General features: G+C 63.5%; 17 protein-coding genes. 7 read left to right on the forward strand and 10 right to left on the reverse strand.

Features of this window, described 5'->3' with window-relative positions; all coding sequences use genetic code 11:
• Positions 1-2: 2 nt before the first annotated feature.
• The 5 genes from LIW51_RS04950 to LIW51_RS04970 form a co-directional block, all read right to left on the reverse strand.
• A complete protein-coding gene (locus LIW51_RS04950; protein WP_227376111.1) occupies positions 3-806 on the reverse strand; it encodes a cytochrome b in 804 nt (267 codons plus the stop codon).
• Between the two features lies 1 nt (position 807).
• A complete protein-coding gene (locus LIW51_RS04955; protein WP_227376112.1) occupies positions 808-1653 on the reverse strand; it encodes a Rieske (2Fe-2S) protein in 846 nt (281 codons plus the stop codon).
• A 3-nt stretch (positions 1654-1656) separates the two neighbouring features.
• Entirely contained in the window at positions 1657-2043 is a 387-nt protein-coding gene (locus LIW51_RS04960) for a DUF7318 family protein (protein WP_227354983.1), read from the reverse strand.
• Complete coding sequence (locus LIW51_RS04965; protein WP_227376113.1) at positions 2044-2742, reverse strand: plastocyanin/azurin family copper-binding protein; 699 nt, start codon at positions 2740-2742, stop codon at positions 2044-2046.
• Positions 2743-2830: 88 nt separating this feature from the next.
• Entirely contained in the window at positions 2831-3619 is a 789-nt protein-coding gene (locus LIW51_RS04970; protein WP_227376114.1) for a DUF7319 domain-containing protein, read from the reverse strand.
• A gap of 89 nt (positions 3620-3708) precedes the next feature.
• Here LIW51_RS04970 and LIW51_RS04975 point away from each other — a divergent pair, with 89 nt between their 5' ends.
• Positions 3709-4194 carry a DUF7321 family protein gene (locus LIW51_RS04975; RefSeq protein ID WP_227376115.1) on the forward strand — a complete coding sequence of 162 codons (486 nt, stop codon included), beginning with the start codon at positions 3709-3711 and terminating at the stop codon, positions 4192-4194.
• Positions 4195-4212: 18 nt separating this feature from the next.
• Here LIW51_RS04975 and nth read toward each other — a convergent pair whose 3' ends face one another.
• From nth to LIW51_RS04990, 3 genes are all read right to left on the reverse strand, one after another.
• Complete coding sequence (nth, locus tag LIW51_RS04980) at positions 4213-4899, reverse strand: endonuclease III (protein WP_227376116.1); 687 nt, start codon at positions 4897-4899, stop codon at positions 4213-4215.
• An 81-nt stretch (positions 4900-4980) separates the two neighbouring features.
• The gene (locus LIW51_RS04985; protein ID WP_227376117.1) at positions 4981-6285 is read right to left on the reverse strand and encodes an MFS transporter; all 1305 of its coding nucleotides are present in this window, start codon (positions 6283-6285) and stop codon (positions 4981-4983) included.
• Between the two features lie 79 nt (positions 6286-6364).
• Positions 6365-6724 carry a hypothetical protein gene (locus LIW51_RS04990; protein WP_227376118.1) on the reverse strand — a complete coding sequence of 120 codons (360 nt, stop codon included), beginning with the start codon at positions 6722-6724 and terminating at the stop codon, positions 6365-6367.
• 278 nt (positions 6725-7002) lie between these two features.
• Between LIW51_RS04990 and LIW51_RS04995 the strand changes: the two genes are divergently transcribed.
• The 5 genes from LIW51_RS04995 to LIW51_RS05015 all read left to right on the forward strand — a co-directional run bounded on the left by LIW51_RS04995 (position 7003) and on the right by LIW51_RS05015 (position 12026).
• Positions 7003-7359, forward strand: coding sequence for a DUF7344 domain-containing protein (locus LIW51_RS04995; protein WP_227376119.1), 357 nt, complete (start codon positions 7003-7005; stop codon positions 7357-7359).
• 26 nt (positions 7360-7385) lie between these two features.
• Positions 7386-8015, forward strand: a complete 630-nt coding sequence (locus LIW51_RS05000) for a nucleotide exchange factor GrpE (RefSeq protein WP_227376120.1) — start codon at positions 7386-7388, stop codon at positions 8013-8015.
• A 186-nt stretch (positions 8016-8201) separates the two neighbouring features.
• A complete protein-coding gene (gene dnaK / locus LIW51_RS05005; RefSeq protein ID WP_227376121.1) occupies positions 8202-10097 on the forward strand; it encodes a molecular chaperone DnaK in 1896 nt (631 codons plus the stop codon).
• Positions 10098-10194: 97 nt separating this feature from the next.
• A complete protein-coding gene (gene dnaJ, locus LIW51_RS05010) occupies positions 10195-11340 on the forward strand; it encodes a molecular chaperone DnaJ (RefSeq protein ID WP_227376122.1) in 1146 nt (381 codons plus the stop codon).
• Positions 11341-11399: 59 nt separating this feature from the next.
• Complete coding sequence (locus LIW51_RS05015) at positions 11400-12026, forward strand: cupredoxin domain-containing protein (protein WP_227376123.1); 627 nt, start codon at positions 11400-11402, stop codon at positions 12024-12026.
• Positions 12027-12139: 113 nt separating this feature from the next.
• Here the strand turns inward: LIW51_RS05015 and LIW51_RS05020 are convergent, their stop codons facing one another.
• A complete protein-coding gene (locus tag LIW51_RS05020) occupies positions 12140-13570 on the reverse strand; it encodes a short-chain fatty acid transporter (RefSeq protein WP_227376124.1) in 1431 nt (476 codons plus the stop codon).
• A gap of 99 nt (positions 13571-13669) precedes the next feature.
• Here LIW51_RS05020 and LIW51_RS05025 point away from each other — a divergent pair, with 99 nt between their 5' ends.
• Positions 13670-14389 carry an acyl-CoA synthetase family protein gene (locus LIW51_RS05025; protein ID WP_227376125.1) on the forward strand — a complete coding sequence of 240 codons (720 nt, stop codon included), beginning with the start codon at positions 13670-13672 and terminating at the stop codon, positions 14387-14389.
• Here LIW51_RS05025 and LIW51_RS05030 read toward each other — a convergent pair.
• Entirely contained in the window at positions 14386-16362 is a 1977-nt protein-coding gene (locus LIW51_RS05030; protein ID WP_227376126.1) for an AMP-binding protein, read from the reverse strand. The two genes, LIW51_RS05025 and LIW51_RS05030, sit on opposite strands and share 4 nt — an antisense overlap.
• Positions 16363-16380 lie beyond the last annotated feature (18 nt).

The raw sequence follows: 16380 nt of genomic DNA on the forward strand, positions 1-16380 counted from the left end.
TATCAGTGTGGTTCGGCGATGCCCTGCATCCAGACGATGCCGATGTGGACGGCGATGAGCGTCGTCACGACGAATGGCAGCAGGAATACGTGCAGGATGTACATTCGTTGGAGCGTCGATTGACTCAGGCTGAAGCCGCCGAACAGCAGTTGAGCGACCCATTCGCCGATGAGCGGAACCGAGAGACTCATCTCGACGCCGATCTGTCCGGCCCAGAACGCGAGCTGATCCCACGGGAGCAGGTAGCCGGTGTAACCGAACACCATCGTCAGGCTGATGAGGAGGATGCCGATTATCCAGTTGACTTCGCGCGGTTCCTTGTACGCGCCCGTGAAGTAGACGCGGAGCATGTGGAGGAACACCGCGGCGACCATCACCTGTGCCGACCAGCGGTGGATACTCCGGAGCATGAACCCGAAGTTGAGGTCGGTCATGATCAACGTCAGTTGTTGATACGCTGCCGATGGGTCTCCTTGGGCGGCCGCCGTCGATGGCGAGTAGTAGAAGCCGAGTAACGCGCCGCTGATGGCGGCAACCACGTACGCGATGGTCGAGAAACTACCGAGCGCGTACAGCGGATACCAGTACCAGAACTTGTTGTCCAGCCCGTACTGTTCGGTGTGGCTTTTCGGCATCTGGAGGTTGACGCGGTAGTACAGCGTCTCCAGTATCTCCAGATAATCGACGATGCGGAACCGGCGATCCATCCATATGAGCGTCGTGAGGAACGTGCTCTCGATGGGCGTGAGGTCTTTCTCACGGAGCCACTCGCCGTGGTCGTGCTCGTCTTTTCGTTCGATACTCATTTTACTCGTCCTCCGGCCGTGGCAGCGCCACGAACGATTCCTCGATGATGCTGAAGGGGTCGTACACCGACTGGTGGCACGGGCAGTAGATTTCATCCGCCGCGCCGAACTTCGCGGATCCGGCGATGCCTTTGAACGAGGGCACGCAACAGAAGTGCGTACATTTGTTCAGATGGGCGATGAATCCTTTTTGGGTGGTCGCTTTGAGCCACTCGCTGTTGTTCGCTATCTCTTCGACGTTCGTGCTTCGAATCACTTCGACAGTCAGCGTCTGGCTCGCGGGCACGTCCTGTGAGCGCCACGTCACGCTCGCCGGCTTCCCTAAACCGGACTTACCGATTCCGTTGCCCCACGTTTTGTAGTCGCTGAAGTCATCGACGTGGACTTTGTTGCCGGGTTTGACCTCGCTAGATTGCCAATCGTACCCGCCTTCCTTGTATCGGAAGTAGTTGTCCATGTCGGCCTCTGGGTCGACACCCTTGTACGTCTGGACGCCGCAGTACTGGAACCACTCCACGGAGTATGTGAGACCCGCGATCTTTGTCTCGGCGACCGTCACTTCTCGTCCCTGCACCGTCTTCGTCTCGGGTTTTGGGAACAACCCTTTCAGATATCCTTCGCCGTCGATTTCGATCGGAATCTGGGGCATCCCACGCGGTGCGGGGCCGTCCGTGTTTTCCACGCCCATGAACTTCGTGATACCGCCACCTTCGCCGGTCGGAGACGTAGCCGTCTTGAGCGCGGCGGCCGTGGCGGTGCCGAGGCCTGCGAGCGTCGCGCTTCCGACGACGCCTTTGACGAAACGGCGGCGACCTGTGCTTTCCGGATATTTGTCGTCTTCTGCCATTGTTTATCGTTTGTAGTAGGGGTACACTGCTCGTTTGAAATGATCCCACGCGTCACCGAACGACTCGGTTCCGTACTGTTCTTCTTCGCGCACGTAGAGGTCTTCCCACTTGCGCCGACGCTTCTTGACGATCATCACATCGGGGAGGAACTCCTTTCGGTACAGCATGAGAACGAATGCGAGGTCGATGAAGATGACGGCGAGGATGCCGCCGAGGTACATGTTGCCGACCTCCGAGAGACCCCAGCCGTTGAGTAGGCCGTAGGTGAACAGGCCGACGAACACGACCTCGATGATCGTCAACAGGACGATGGCGATGGCTGCGGTCGTGCTCTCGCGGGCCGGTTCGTATCGGTGAATGTCGCCGTAGGTGCTTCCTGACGATGACATCTATCTGTTCCCTCCGCTGGTGTGTGCGGACTCGCCGTACTTCAGGAAGAAGAACGTGTAGATGATCGAGACGACCATCATCAGAATCGTCGCGATTCCGACGTAGTGCGCCTGAAACGGCACGCCCATCTCTTCGGGGTCTGCTTCCTCGGCGGCACCGCCGCCACCGCCGCCACCGCCGCCGACCTGGAGCGTCCCGGTCATACCGGCGGACTTGTGCGGCTGGCAGAAGTACTCGTACGTACCGGGCGTGTCGAACGTGTGCGAGTAGGTGTGACCCGAATCGTACGTCTTGCTCGGTGCGCCCGGCGTTCCCTTCCAACTCGACCCGCTGGGTTGGCTCTCGGGGACGACGTTGTGGGTGTTCGACTCCCAGACCCACTTCACCGTCGTCCCTGGCGGAATCGACAGTTCGGACGGTTCGAACGTCAGGTTTCCGCCGGGGCCGACCTTCACCGTCTTCGTGGGGCCGCCACCGCCGCCGCCGCCACCGCCACCGCCTTGTGATTTGTTCCCGCTAGACTGGTTGCCACTCGACTGGTTGCCACCGCCCGACGTCTGGTTTCCGCCAGACCCGTTCCCGCCGGACTGGTTTCCACCTCCCGACGTGGTCGTCTGCTGCGCACCAGCGGGTGCCGCCGCCGCGGCAGTTCCGCCAGCAACGCCGCTGGCCGCCAGTAGAAAGTCCCGCCTCTTCATACACGTGTTTCTCAGGATGGGACTTGCTTAAAGCCACCGATGCCGTTGGATTGCCGGCATCGACGGCCTCGGAACTCCTCCCGTCCGTTCAGTCGTCCTGCTCGTTCTCGTCTAGCGGGAGGAAGTCGGGTCGTTCGCCCGACTCGACACCGGCAGACCGGAGCCGATTTCGATACTCTTCCGAGCGGAACCTATCCGAAAGGCGAGCGTTCGCCACGAGGAGCAGGACGAACAGCCCGAAGACGAGGAAGCCGCCTCCGACGATGGCGAGGAGCGCAGCCGCGTTTCGCACGTTCTCCGGAACGCCGAGAACTCGGAGCGTGACGAGCAGCCAGCCGAGCAGCAGACCGATTCCGGCGAGGATGTGGATGACCGCGATAGCCTGCATCAGTTTGTTCCCCAACTCGCCGCTCCCCTCCGGAACCTCGTGCGGTTGCGGCAGTTGGTCGCTGTCGGGCATCTCCGGTACGTCGTACTCCTCCATCGACGCTAGTGCCACCGTCGGTTTCACGTCGCGGAGCACCGTTCCGCGTCCTTCGACGCTCCCGTCGGGGTAAACGATGGCGTAGCCCTCGTCGGAGTACGCGACCAGTTGTGGCTCGCCGTCGCGGGTGATGCGCTCGACGACGGCGAACACTTCGCGGACGGCGATTCGGTGTTTCAGGTCGGCCTCGACTCGATCGAGCAGGTCGCGTCCCGTTATCCACGCGTCCGGGTCGAACGCGACTTCCCACTCTTCGAGCGACATCTCCGCCATGTCCTCGGGGCCGAAGTTCTCGAAATCGTACTTCTCTTCGACCTCGCGGCGGAGTTCCTCGCGGGATTTCTCCGGCACATCGTCGTCTGCGCCTTGCGTCCCACTGTCGGAGTCGGCCATTATCCGGAAGTTACGCTTCGACGGCTAAACATCTTCTGTCCTGCCGGGCGTTTCGCACGCTTTAACGCTCCGCGCTCTAACCACCGAATATGGTCAGCGACGCGGCGATTGCGACGGCGGTCGCGGTAGTCGTGACGGTGAGTTTTCCGTTCTATCTCTACGGCGCGTGGGTGATCATCGAATCGGAGACGGTGACGTGGGACGTGCTCACCTATCACCTGAAGTTCATCCTCGTCGGACTGCTGCTTACGACGATTCCGGTTCTCGGGTGGATGGCCCCGCGCCTCTTGGATCAGTTGGGCGGTCTCGCCGCGGTACACGTCTTTCTCGGTCTGCAAGCCTACGCAATGTTGGTGCTCGCGCTCACGGGAATCGTCAGGATCTTTCAGGTGAAGCGCGCCCACGACCTGTACGGCAACCCGCGAGACGACGTGGATATCAGCGAACTCCACGAGAACATGGATTCGTGGCGCAGGCGGCTGCGCGTCGGCGTCGCAGGCTACGTCCTCTTCTGGCTGTTCGCGTGGGTGCTCGGGATGATTCGGTTCCTCATCAAGTACACCGATTACTTCTAACCGCTTCCCGTCGACTTCTCAGTCCCACGTCTCGCCGCTAGCGAGGTCGATCTTATGGTCGAGTTGTGATGACGGGCAGACATCCTCGACGATGCAGTCGTCGCAGTCGGGATTCCGGGCCGTGCAGGTCGCCCGTCCATGGCTGATGAACAGGTGGGTCAACTGCTGCCAGTCTTCCTCGGGGACGAACGTCATCAGATCGGATTCGATGGTCTTCGGACGCTCCTCTTCCGTCAGTCCCAGTCGCCGCGATAACCGCCGGACGTGCGTGTCCACGACGATTCCTTCCACCGTGTCGTGACCGTGCTGGAGCACGACGTTCGCCGTCTTCCGCCCGACGCCCTTCAGGTCGGTGAGTTCGCTCATGGTGTCCGGAACTTTCCCGTCGTGTTCCTCCACGATGGTTCGGCAGGAGCTTTTGATCCACTTCGCCTTGTTGCGGTGGTAGTTGATGGAACTAAGGTCGTCGTCGAGTTCGTCCACGTCTGCGTTCGCGTAGTCCTCCGGCGACTGGTACTTCTCGAAGAGATGTTCGGTCTCCTTGTTCACGCGCTCGTCGGTACACTGCGCCGAGAGCATCACCGCGATGAGCAGTTCGAGGCGATTCGTGAAGTTGAGCGAGATGGTCGCGTCCGGGTACTCGTCGTTGAGTCGATCCAGAACTTCGTCCAACTGTTCTTCTCGCATCTCCAGTGGGTCGCCCATACCGGAGGTATGGCTGGACAGGGTTTCAGTAATTCGATATTCTCGGCGGTGGGAAGGTGGATTCGGTCGACTCGTATTTTTCTAATCCCCTGCAACTGCGTCGACACACTCCCCCGGCGCGGGGTCGGTGCTGTAGAGGACGACGAAGACGGCGGACGACACGACGATGAACGCCGCGGCGAACCAGAACGCCACGAACACGTTCGTCGCGTCCCAGATGGCTCCGATGAACACCGGCCCGCCGACCTGCCCGACCTTCCACGCGATAGACCGCAGAGAGAGACTGGAGGCCACCGCATCGAACTGCTCGCCCTCCGCCACGAACAGCGACATGCTCGCCGGGAGTCGGAGGCTATCGCCGATTCCGAGCACCGCGTAGGCCGCGAAGAGGACGAAGAACGCGCCGGGGAGCGCCATCTCTCCGCCGAAGGCGCTGACGGTCGTATCGGGGATGTAGTGGTGGGCTACGCCAGCGACCGGGATGAGTGCAGTCCCGAGCGCGTACACGAGCGCGCCCGCGAGGATGAACCTGTGGGTGCCGTCCACGCGGTCGGTCCAATTGCCGACCTTCCCCTGCGTCAGCGACTTGGTCAGCTTTCCCCCGGCCATGATACCGCCGACGACGAACGGGTTGATGCCGAACTCCGTGTGGGCGTATATCGGGAGGAACGTGATGACCGCCATCTTCCCGACGCTGAACGAGAGGCGGAAGAACACGAGCGCCTTGATGGCCGAGCGGTCGAGGAGCGTTTGGATGGTCTCGCGCCCGCTCGTCTCGTCGGCGTCTTTCCGCCCGCCGGGGTTGTCCCGGAGGAAGAGGAGCACCGCGACGAACGCCCCGATGGTGATGACGGAGAGCACGATGTACGTGAGCCTGAAACCGTAGAGGTAGAGCAGGAGTCCGCCGAAGACGTCGCCGACGAGGCTGGAGAGCGCGCCGACCTGATTATACGTGCCGATCCACAACCCCCGCGAGCCGTCCTCGCTGATTTCCCCGACGACGGTCATCCCGGTGAGCCAGAGGATGCTCGCGCCGGTTCCCTGTAGAATCCGGACGAGGATGACGTGTTCGACGCTCTCGACGAACATGAAACCGATGAAGACGGCGACGTTGAGCAGCAGACCGACGAGCAGGATGCGCTTCGAGTTTCGCGTGTCGATGTACCGCCCGAGCGGGAGGACGATGAAGAGTTGTACCACCGCGAACGCCGTACCGAACAACCCTTCGACGGTGCTCGTCGTGTGGAACATGTCGGCGTACAGCGCCAGCGCGATGAGGATGGTCGAGTACGCCTGACTCCGGGCGAACGCGGTGCTCGCCAGCGCGACGAACTCCCGGTTTTCGAACAGACGGAGCGAACTTCCGCTACTCGACTCTCCCGCCACTGTTACGAATCGAAATAGGGGGTGTGAAGTATAAGAATCTCCGTTTTCGTCTACGAATTGCCGAAAGATGAGTGACAGTTCAGTCTTCGAGCGCGTCCGCGATACGCTGGAGCTGACGGGTGGCGTCGCGGACTTCGTCCCGAAGCTGTCGAACCTCACGGACGAGTTCCTCGTTGCCGCCGGATTCGCCGCCCGGACCGCCGCCCATCGAACCGGGGCCGCCACCCATCATGCCGCCCATCATTTGGGCGAAGGGGTTGCCGCCCATGCCGCCGGGGCCGCCGCCTCCTCCGGGGCCGCCGCCGCCGAGCGCCTCCTTCAGTCGCTCGTCGCGGTCTTCGTCGCCTTCTTCCGCGCGTTTCTCCCGGATCTCCTCGACTCGCTCTCGGAATGATTTCTCTTCGTCGTCGCCGTTCTCGTTCGGTTCTTCGTCTGGCATACGTTCGAGTTCTCTCGCCCGCCCGAAAAGAGTTGTGTCCCACGCTGGCGCGAGTAGGCCGACGATTCTTCCCGACGAGGCCTTCGAACGAGACCTTATCCCCGAGAACCGGTCGTTACCGCGGAATCATCCCCGACGAAACGGCCATATCGGAATTCGCTCTCCGGACAATCGTACCCCATACTCGGTCGCGCTCGACTCACCTCGCGTTACAGACGGTAAACGATGGAAACGGTTGGCGGGGTTAAAATTCGTCCGCGGCGACAGTGGAACGACGGATGCCCCGTAGTTCTGTCGGTTCGGTGCTTGCTAGCCTGTCCGAGCGTCGCAACCGCTACGTGCTCTACTCGCTCGCACGGCACGCCGGAACCGCGCCGATGGAATTGGAGGTGCTCGCAAGAGAGGTCGCCGCGTGGGAGCGGGACGTGTCGTCCGAATCGGTGTCCGACGAGGCGTTCGAAGCGGTGCTCGCCGACCTCTCGCGGACTCGCCTCCCCACGCTCTCCCGTCGCGATCTGGTCGAGTACGACCCGCTCAGCGGTCTGGTCGGGCGGCCGCGATACAGCGTTCCCGCGGAGGCGCTCGTCGACCTCTTGGCGCGAACCGAACTCGCGTCCCAATTCTGTAACGCTTAAACGCACGCAGGGATTTTCGACTACGTATGACCGAGGAAGAGGCCGCCCAGACGGCGGACGAGGAACAGGCCGAACAGGACGCGGAGGAAGACGTGCTCGGCCCGGAAGGAACCGGCCTCGTCGCGCGCGTCGCCGTGGCCGACGAGAGCCTCGCCGCCGACGTGGAAGAGCGCCTCGTCGCCGCGGAATCGGAGCGACGGGAACTGGAAGCGGAAGTCGACGACCTCAGAACGCGACTGAAACGAAAGCAGGCCGACTTCCAGAACTACAAGAAACGGGCGAAAAAGCGCCAAGAACGGCTCGAAAAGCGCGCGACCGAGGACCTCGTTCAGCGACTCATCGACGTGCGAGACAACCTGCGACGCGCCGTCGAAGAGGAACACGAGAACGTCGAGAGTCTCCGCGAGGGGGTCGAACTCACGCTGAAGGAACTCGACCGCGTGTTCGAGGACGAGAACGTCACCGAGATACGCCCCGACCCCGGCGAGGAGGTCGACCCCCAACGCCACGAGGTGATGCTCCGAGTCGAGAGCGACCACCCCGAGGACACCATCGCCGAGGTGTACCAGCCGGGATACGAGATGGCCGAGAAAGTCCTCCAGTCGGCGCAGGTCACGGTCAGCGACGGGAACGGTGACGAGGACGACGAAGAGTAGTATGTCGGCTGATCGTCGTGGGCGCGCCGCCCGCGCGACCGAGTGGAGTATCGGTTCGTCATAAAGTTCCCGAATGTGAGCGACTACCGCACCACGAATCGCAAGCGGGCGCCGGGGCGTCACTCAGGGCCGAGCCGTGACATCTAGTAACCTTTAACCGGCGCAAACGGGTAGGTTGGCCCAACAATGGCGAGTAACAAGATACTGGGTATCGATCTTGGTACCACGAACAGCGCGTTCGCGGTGATGGAGGGCGGCGACCCGGAGATCATCGTCAACGGCGAGGGCGACCGAACGACGCCCTCGGTCGTCGCGTTCTCCGACGACGGCGAGCGTCTCGTGGGGAAACCGGCCAAGAACCAGGCGGTGCAGAACCCGGAGAAGACGATCCAGTCCATCAAACGCCACATGGGCGATGAGGACTACACGGTCGAGATAGAAGACGAGGAGTACACGCCGGAGCAGATATCGGCGATGATCCTCCAGAAGATCAAGCGCGACGCCGAGGAGTACCTCGGCGACGACGTGGAGAAGGCTGTCATCACGGTTCCCGCGTACTTCAACGACAAGCAGCGACAGGCGACGAAGGACGCTGGGGAGATCGCGGGCTTCGACGTGGAGCGCATCGTCAACGAACCGACCGCGGCGTCGATGGCCTACGGACTGGACGACGACACCGACCAGACGGTTCTCGTCTACGACCTCGGCGGCGGCACGTTCGACGTTTCTATCCTCGACCTCGGCGGCGGCGTCTACGAAGTGGTCGCCACGAACGGCGACAACGACCTCGGCGGGGACGATTGGGACCACGCCATCATCGACTATCTCGCCGATGAGTTCGAGTCGGAATACGGCATCGACCTCCGCGACGACCGGCAGGCGCTCCAGCGACTCAAGGACGCCGCGGAGGAGGCGAAGATCGAACTCTCCTCGCGCAAGGAGACGGACATCAACCTCCCGTTCATCACGGCGACCGACGACGGTCCCGTCCACTTGGAGGAGAGTCTCACCCGTGCGAAGTTCGAGTCCCTGACCAGCGACCTCATCGACCGCACGGTCGAACCGACCGAACAGGCTCTCTCGGACGCGGACTACGACAAGAGCGACATAGACGAAGTCATCCTCGTCGGCGGTTCCACCCGGATGCCGCAGGTGCAGGAGAAAGTCGAGGAGATGACCGACCAGGAGCCGAAGAAGAACGTCAACCCCGACGAAGTCGTCGCGCTCGGCGCGGCGATTCAGGGCGGCGTCCTCTCCGGCGATGTGGACGACATCGTCCTGCTCGACGTGACGCCCCTCTCGCTCGGTATCGAAGTGAAAGGCGGCCTGTTCGAGCGCCTCATCGACAAGAACACGACCATCCCGACCGAGGAGTCGAAGATATTCACGACGGCGGCCGACAGCCAGACCTCGGTGCAGGTGCGCGTCTTTCAGGGCGAGCGCGAGATCGCCAACGAGAACGAACTGCTCGGCGAGTTCCACCTCTCGGGCATCCCGCCGGCGCCCGCCGGCACCCCGCAGATCGAGGTCGCGTTCAATATCGACGAGAACGGAATCGTCAACGTCTCCGCGGAAGACCAAGGCTCGGGCAACCAAGAGGAGATCACCATCGAAGGCGGCGCGGGCCTCTCGGACGAGGAGATCGACCGCATGCAGGAGGAGGCCGAACAGCACGCCGAGGAAGACAAAGAGCGCAGAGAGCGCATCGAGGCCCGCAACGCCGCCGAAGGGGCGGTGCAGCGCGCCGAGACGCTCCTCGAGGAGAATGAGGAGAACGTCGACGATGACCTCGAATCGGACATCCGCGCCGAAATTGAGAACGTCGAGGAGACGCTCGAAGACGACGACGCGACGAAAGACGACCTCGAAGACGCGACCGAGAGCCTGAGCAAGGCGCTTCAGGAGATCGGCAAGCAGATGTACGATCAACAACAGCAGGCCCAGCAGGCCGGTGCCGCAGGCCCCGGAGGTATGGGCGGCGGCGCAGGTGCGGGTGCCGGCCCCGGCGCCGAGGGCGCCGGCGACGGGAGCGCCGACGAGTACGTCGACGCCGACTTCGAGGACGTGGACGAGAACGAATGACGTTCTCGTCCGCCGACCGAAGCAGGACGGTTACGGCGACGAGGACGACGAGTAGACGGACGATTCAAGTACCATCCTACTTTATCAACGATAACTGATGAGCGAGGACTTCTACGACGTGCTCGGTGTGAGTCGGGACGCCGACGAGGACGAGATTAAGCAGGCGTATCGGAAGAAGGCCACCCAGTACCACCCGGACGTGAGCGACGACCCGGACGCCGACGAGAAGTTCAAGAAGGTGAAGAAGGCGAAGGAAGTGCTCACCGACGAGGAGAAGCGCCAAGCCTACGACCAGCTCGGTCACGACCGCTTCGAGCAGGCCAAAAAGCGCGGCGGTTTCGACGGCGGCGCTGGCGGTGCCGCGGGCGGCGACCCCTTCGGCGGCGGTGGCGGCATGGGCGGTATGGGCGACATCTTCGAGCAGTTCTTTGGCGGTGGCGGCGGTCGGAACGCGAACCGACCCAGACAGGGGTCGAACCTCCGAACCGGGCTGGAGATTGACCTCGAAGACGCGTTCGAGGGCGTGAAAAAGCAGGTGACGGTTCGACGTCCGGAACGCTGTGACGCCTGCGACGGGGAGGGTCACCCGCCGGGAGCCGACGTGCAGACCTGCCCCGAGTGTCGCGGGCAGGGACAGGTCACGCAGGTGCAACAGACGCCGTTCGGTCGCGTCCAGCAGTCGCGCACCTGCCCGCGCTGTCAGGGCGACGGCCAACTGTACGAGGAGCGGTGCGGCGAGTGCGGCGGCGACGGCGTCGTCCACCGTGAGGCGAAACTGACCGTCGATATCCCCGCGGGCATCGCCGACGGGCAGACGCTCCAGATGGAAGGCGAAGGTGCGCCGGGCGAGAACGGCGGGCCGAACGGCGACCTGCTCATCGAGGTTCACGTGCGCGAGCACCCCGATTTCGAACGGGACGGGGCGGATCTCTTCTACCGAACGCCCGTCTCGTTCCCGCAGGCCGTGTTCGGCGACGACGTCGAAATCTCCACGCTCGAAGGCACGGTCGAGATGGACGTTCCCGCCGGAACTCAAAGCGGCGAGACGTTCCGCCTGCGCGGAAAGGGGATGCCCCGTCTCCGGCGGCGCGGCCACGGCGACCTCTACGTGCAGGTGCAGGTCGTCACGCCGGAATCGCTGAACAAAGAACAGCGCGAGGCGCTGGAGGCGTTCGCGGAGGCGGGCGGCGAGGAGGTGGAGGTCGGACAGGGTTTTTTCGAACGGATCAAGAACAGCTTCTGAGTTCCGTCAGGCCGAACGAGCTAAAAACGCACGTCTCGTTACAAATACCGTCCCCTCAAATGACTCGGATCTCTCGGAGACGGTTCGTACAGGCGGTCGTCGGAGCGCGCGCGTCGGTCGGTCTGGTGCGCGGACAAGCGACGACGTTCGAACTCGGCGGTCGGCTATCCGGCTGGGTGGGTCGGTCGCCGGAGTCCATCGCTGACGAGACGAATCCGACGCTTCGGCTACAGGTCGGCAAAACCTACGTCATCGCGTGGGAGAACTTGGACGGGCAACCGCACAACATCGCCATCGGCGACGGAAATGGAACCGTGTTAAAGCGGACGGAGCGCGTGACCGAGATGGGAAAGACCCAGACGCTGGAGTTCACCGCGAAACCAAAGATGGCGACCTACTTCTCGGAGTTCAATCCCGAGACGATGCGCGGGAAGGTCGTGACGAGACGGCCGACGACGACCGCGAACGGAACCGCGAACGCGACGGCCACCGCGTCGGTTACGACCGTCCCGACCGCGACTTCGGCGACGACCGGTTCCTCGACCGAATCTGCGGGGACGACGTCGGCGGAGACGACGACCGCGACGGACTCCACGGCGACCGACAACGGACTACCAGGATTCGGGTTCGTGGCCGCACTCGGGAGTCTGGCGGGTATCGGGTACCTGTTTCGGCGAAGCGACTGAGCACACGGCGCGTCTCGCGTCGCGCTTTCGGTCGAGCTTTCACGGGGAAGCGTTTGCGAGGACTTCGGCAATCGAAGTCCTCACAAACGCGCCGACCGTCGTAAACGGTCGTATCACATCGGCAGGACGGTGATGCCGACGGCGATGATGAGACCGCTACCGAGCAACACCATCACACAGTAGCCCATGATATCTCGAACCGAGAGTCCGCTGATGGCGAGCAGCGGAATGGCCCAGAACGGCTGAATCATGTTCGTCCACGCGTCGCCCCACGCGGCTGCCATGGCGACCCGGGGAACGCTCTCGCCGCTCGCCTGCGCCGCGGTGACGAGCGTCTCGCCGACGACCGCCCACTCTCCGCCGCCGCTCGGAACGAAGACGTTGACCAGTCCGGCGGTCAGGAACGCGACAGCGGGGAGCGTTCCGTCGGGGGAGACCTGCACCATCCCCTGCGCGATCTGCGTGGCGAGGCTGGTCGACCCCTCCGGCGCATAGCTCATGATACCCATGATGCCCGCGTAGAAGGGGAACTGGAGGATGATGCCCCAGACGTTCTCGACGGCTTCCTTCATCGCGTCGATGTAGGCCGCCGGGGTGCCGTGAAGCAGGATGCCGAGGAAGAGGAACGTGAAGTTGACGATGTTCAGATTGAGGTTGTTCCACGGCATCGTCCCCTCGGCGACCCCGCGACCGAAGTAGCCGACGATGGCCAGCAGTCCTCCGAGTCCAATAGCCCACGCGAGGGGGCGAGAGTGTTCAATTCGCTCCGCGAACGTCATGCTCCCGGTGGTAACCGTCGGGGCGGCGGTTCCGCCGTCGGTTGCGGTTTCGGACTCATCGGGGTTGATCGGGCGTTTCTTCTCGTCGTTCTCCGGGTACATCAGCGAGAACAAGAGCGGGAGGAAGACGAATCCGACGACGACGAACAGGACGAGGTTGGCGACCGTGAAGATGGTCTGGCCGGTCGAGATGGTCGAACCCAGCACCCCGTCGGCGAGCAGGAAGTTGCCGTTTTCGGCCGACGAGTTGAGCACCAGCGGAATCGACCCCGCGAGACCGCCGTGCCAGACGATGAACCCCGAGTACGCACCGGCCACGATTATCGGGAAATCGACGGTTCGAAGCTGCTCCGCGACCTTCCGCGCGAAGATTGCTCCGACGACTAAACCGAGCCCCCAGTGGACGAAGGAGGCGGCCGCGGCGACGACCGGAACCAGCGCCGCGGCGCTTCGTTCGCTCGACGGGACAGCTGCCATCGACGAGAGGAGTCGGTTGACCGCGGTCGACTGCGCGAGGGCGTACCCCGTCATCAGGATGAGCGTCATCTGCATGGCGAAGGTGAGCAGTCCCCAGAACCCGCCGTACCAGCCGTCGACGATGAGGCTCTCCGCGTGCCCCAGATAGTCCGCCCGCGGTTCGACCGCCCAGAATGCGAGTCCGTACGCGACGAACGTGAGCAGGATTGCGAACAGGAACGCGTCCGGTAAGTAGCGTTCGACGAGTCGTGAACTGCCTTCCGCCATTCGACGAATTGCGTTTGCCATAAATCCGTCAGAGTGTGTCTAGCAAGGAATCATAAACGTTCGTCAGACGACTCGACGGCGAACCGTCGGGCTTTTGCGCGCACCGAGACGAGGTTTCGCATGGACACGTTCGGCGACCTCGCCGCCCGCGAGCGACGGAGCGACGACCCGGCGCTGGCGGTGCCGGACTCCCGGGGGTACGACTACCATCGATTCCTGACGACGGCGTGGAAAACGGGGAACTTCCTGCGCCACCTCGGGGTCAGGGAGGGCGCGACGGTCGGCATCGTTTCGTCTCCCGCAGCTCCGCCCGTCCTCGGCTTCCTCGGGAGCGTCCTGCTCGGAGGGGGCGTCCGGTTCGACCCGCCGAGGGAGGTCGAGGCTCGCGTCCTGCTCGCGCCCGGTGATTCCGTCGGCGAGTACGACCTCCCGCCCGGCGGCCAGTTCATCGCCTACGGCGAGGCGGCGGACGACCCCCGCGTCTCGCAATTCGAGAGCGACGTGTGGAGCGAGAACCCGGTGTTCCCCGAGACGCCCGTACCCCCCGAGACGACAGCACTCGCGGGTGAACCCGAGATGTCGCACGCCGACCTGCTCGACGCGGGGCGAGCGGTCGCGGAGGAGCGGCACCTCGAACCCGGCGACTCGGTCGTCATTCGCGCGCCCCTCTCCGACCCGCGGGCGGTCGCCGCCGGAGTCGTCGCCCCGCTCGTCGCGGGAGCCGAAATCGGCCTCGACGCCGAGCGAACCGGCGATTTCTCCGTCGCCGTCGAGGACGCGCCGGAGAAGGAAGTCGCGCGGGTCGCGGACGTTCCGCTCTCGTTCGACTCCTCGATTTAGCTCGCCTTTTCGAGCTTCTCCAGCGAATCGGGATTCTCGATGCTGCTCATGTCGCCCAACTCCTCGCCGGTGTAGGTCGCCTCGATGGCCCGCCGGATTATCTTCCCGCTCTGGGTCTTCGGGAACTCGTCCACGAACAGGATTTCGCGTGGGCGGAACGGTTTGCCGAGTTCGTCGCCGACCTGCTCGCGCAGTTCCGCGCGCAGGTCTGCGGTCGGTTCGTAGCCGGATTCGAGGATGGCGTAGGCGACGACGGCCTGCCCGGTCGTGTCGTCCGGTACGCCGACCGCGGCGGCCTGATTCACCGACACGTGGTCGATGAGCGCGCCCTCGACCTCTGCGGGGCCGACCTTGCGTCCGGCGACGTTGATGGCGTCGTCGGCGCGCCCGTGGAGGAACCAGAAGCCGTCCTCGTCCTTCTGCGCCCAGTCGCCGTGGTTCCACATGTCTTCGAAGGTAGACCAGTAGGTGTTCAAATACCGTTCGTCGCCCGACCAGAGCGACTTGGTCATCGACGGACAGGAGTCGCGGGCGACGAGGAAGCCGCGCTCGTGCGTGTCCGCGATGGACTGCCCCTGCGAATCGACGATATCGACGTCCATCCCGAGACCCGGCCCGCCAAGTGTGCAGGGTTTGAGCGACTGGATGGGCATGGGCATGAGGAAGCAGCCGCAGATCTCGGTGCCGCCGGAGATGTTGATGATGGGCGCTTCGCTCCCGCCGACGTTCTCGTAGAACCAGAGCCACGATTCGGAATCCCAGGGCTCGCCGGTCGAACCGAGCAGGCGGAGCGAGGAGAGGTCGTGGCCGGAGAGCCACTCGTCGCCGTACTTCCGGAGCGCCCGAATCGCGGTCGGCGAGATGCCGAACACGGTCAGGCCGTGCCGGTCGACCATCTCCCAGAACCGGTCGGGGTCGGGGAAGTCGGGCGCGCCCTCGTACATGAAGATGGTTCCGCCAAAGGCGTGGTTGCCGATGAGCGTCCACGGACCCATCATCCAGCCGATGTCGGAGACCCAGAAGAACCGATCCGAATCCTTGTGGTCGAATCCGAAGTAGATCTCCTTCGCGCACTGCATCAACTGCCCGGCGTGGGTGTGGACGATGCCCTTCGGCTTGCCGGTCGTCCCCGAGGAGTACAGCAACATCGCCTCGTCGCTGGCGTCGAGTTCCTTCGTCTCGTACTCATCGTCCTGCGGAAGGACGGCCTCGTCCCACCGCTCGTCGCGCTCGTCGTGCCATGCGACGTCCGCACCCAGTCGGTCGTAGACGATGGTGTGTTCGACGTGGCCGACCTGCTCGATGGCCTCGTCCGCCGTGTCCTTCAGGACGATTTCGCTTCCGCGGCGGTAGAAGCCGTCACCGGTGAAGAGCACCGAACACTCCGAGTCCTCGATTCGGGTCGCCGTCGCGTCGGTGCCGAACCCGGAGAAGATAGGCACGGCGATGGCGCCGACCTTGAGAACGCCGTAGAGGATCGAGATGACCTCGGGCACCATCGGCATGTAGAGGCCGACGGTGTCGCCCGTCCCGATACCGCGCTCTTCGAGGGCGTTCGCCACCTTGTTCGACTCTCGGTGGAGTTCGTGGAACGTGATTTCGCGCACGTCTCCGGGTTCGCCCTCCCAGATGCAGGCGACTCGATTTCTGTTCGGACTGTCGACTCGCGCGTGGCGGTCGACCACGTTGTGCGCGATGTTGATTTTGCCGCCCTGATACCAGTCCGAGAACTGCGGCCCCTTGCTGTCGTCCCGAACCGTGTCGTAGTCCTCGTAGAACTCGACGCCGAGGTAGTCCACGAGTTCGTCCCAGAACCAATCGACGTTTCGACAGGTTCGTTCGATGAGTTCGTCGTAGTCCGCGATGTCGTGCTCCTGCATGAACTGCCAGACGTTCGTGGACTCCACGAACTCCGCGTCGGGTTCGTGGACGATTTCGTCTACGTCCGCAAGCGTATCCGTAGCATCCTCCATGTGGCAAAGATTGCGCAC

This window comes from Haladaptatus halobius (genome assembly GCF_020618475.1).
GTDB classification, from domain to species: Archaea; Halobacteriota; Halobacteria; order Halobacteriales; family Haladaptataceae; genus Haladaptatus; species Haladaptatus halobius.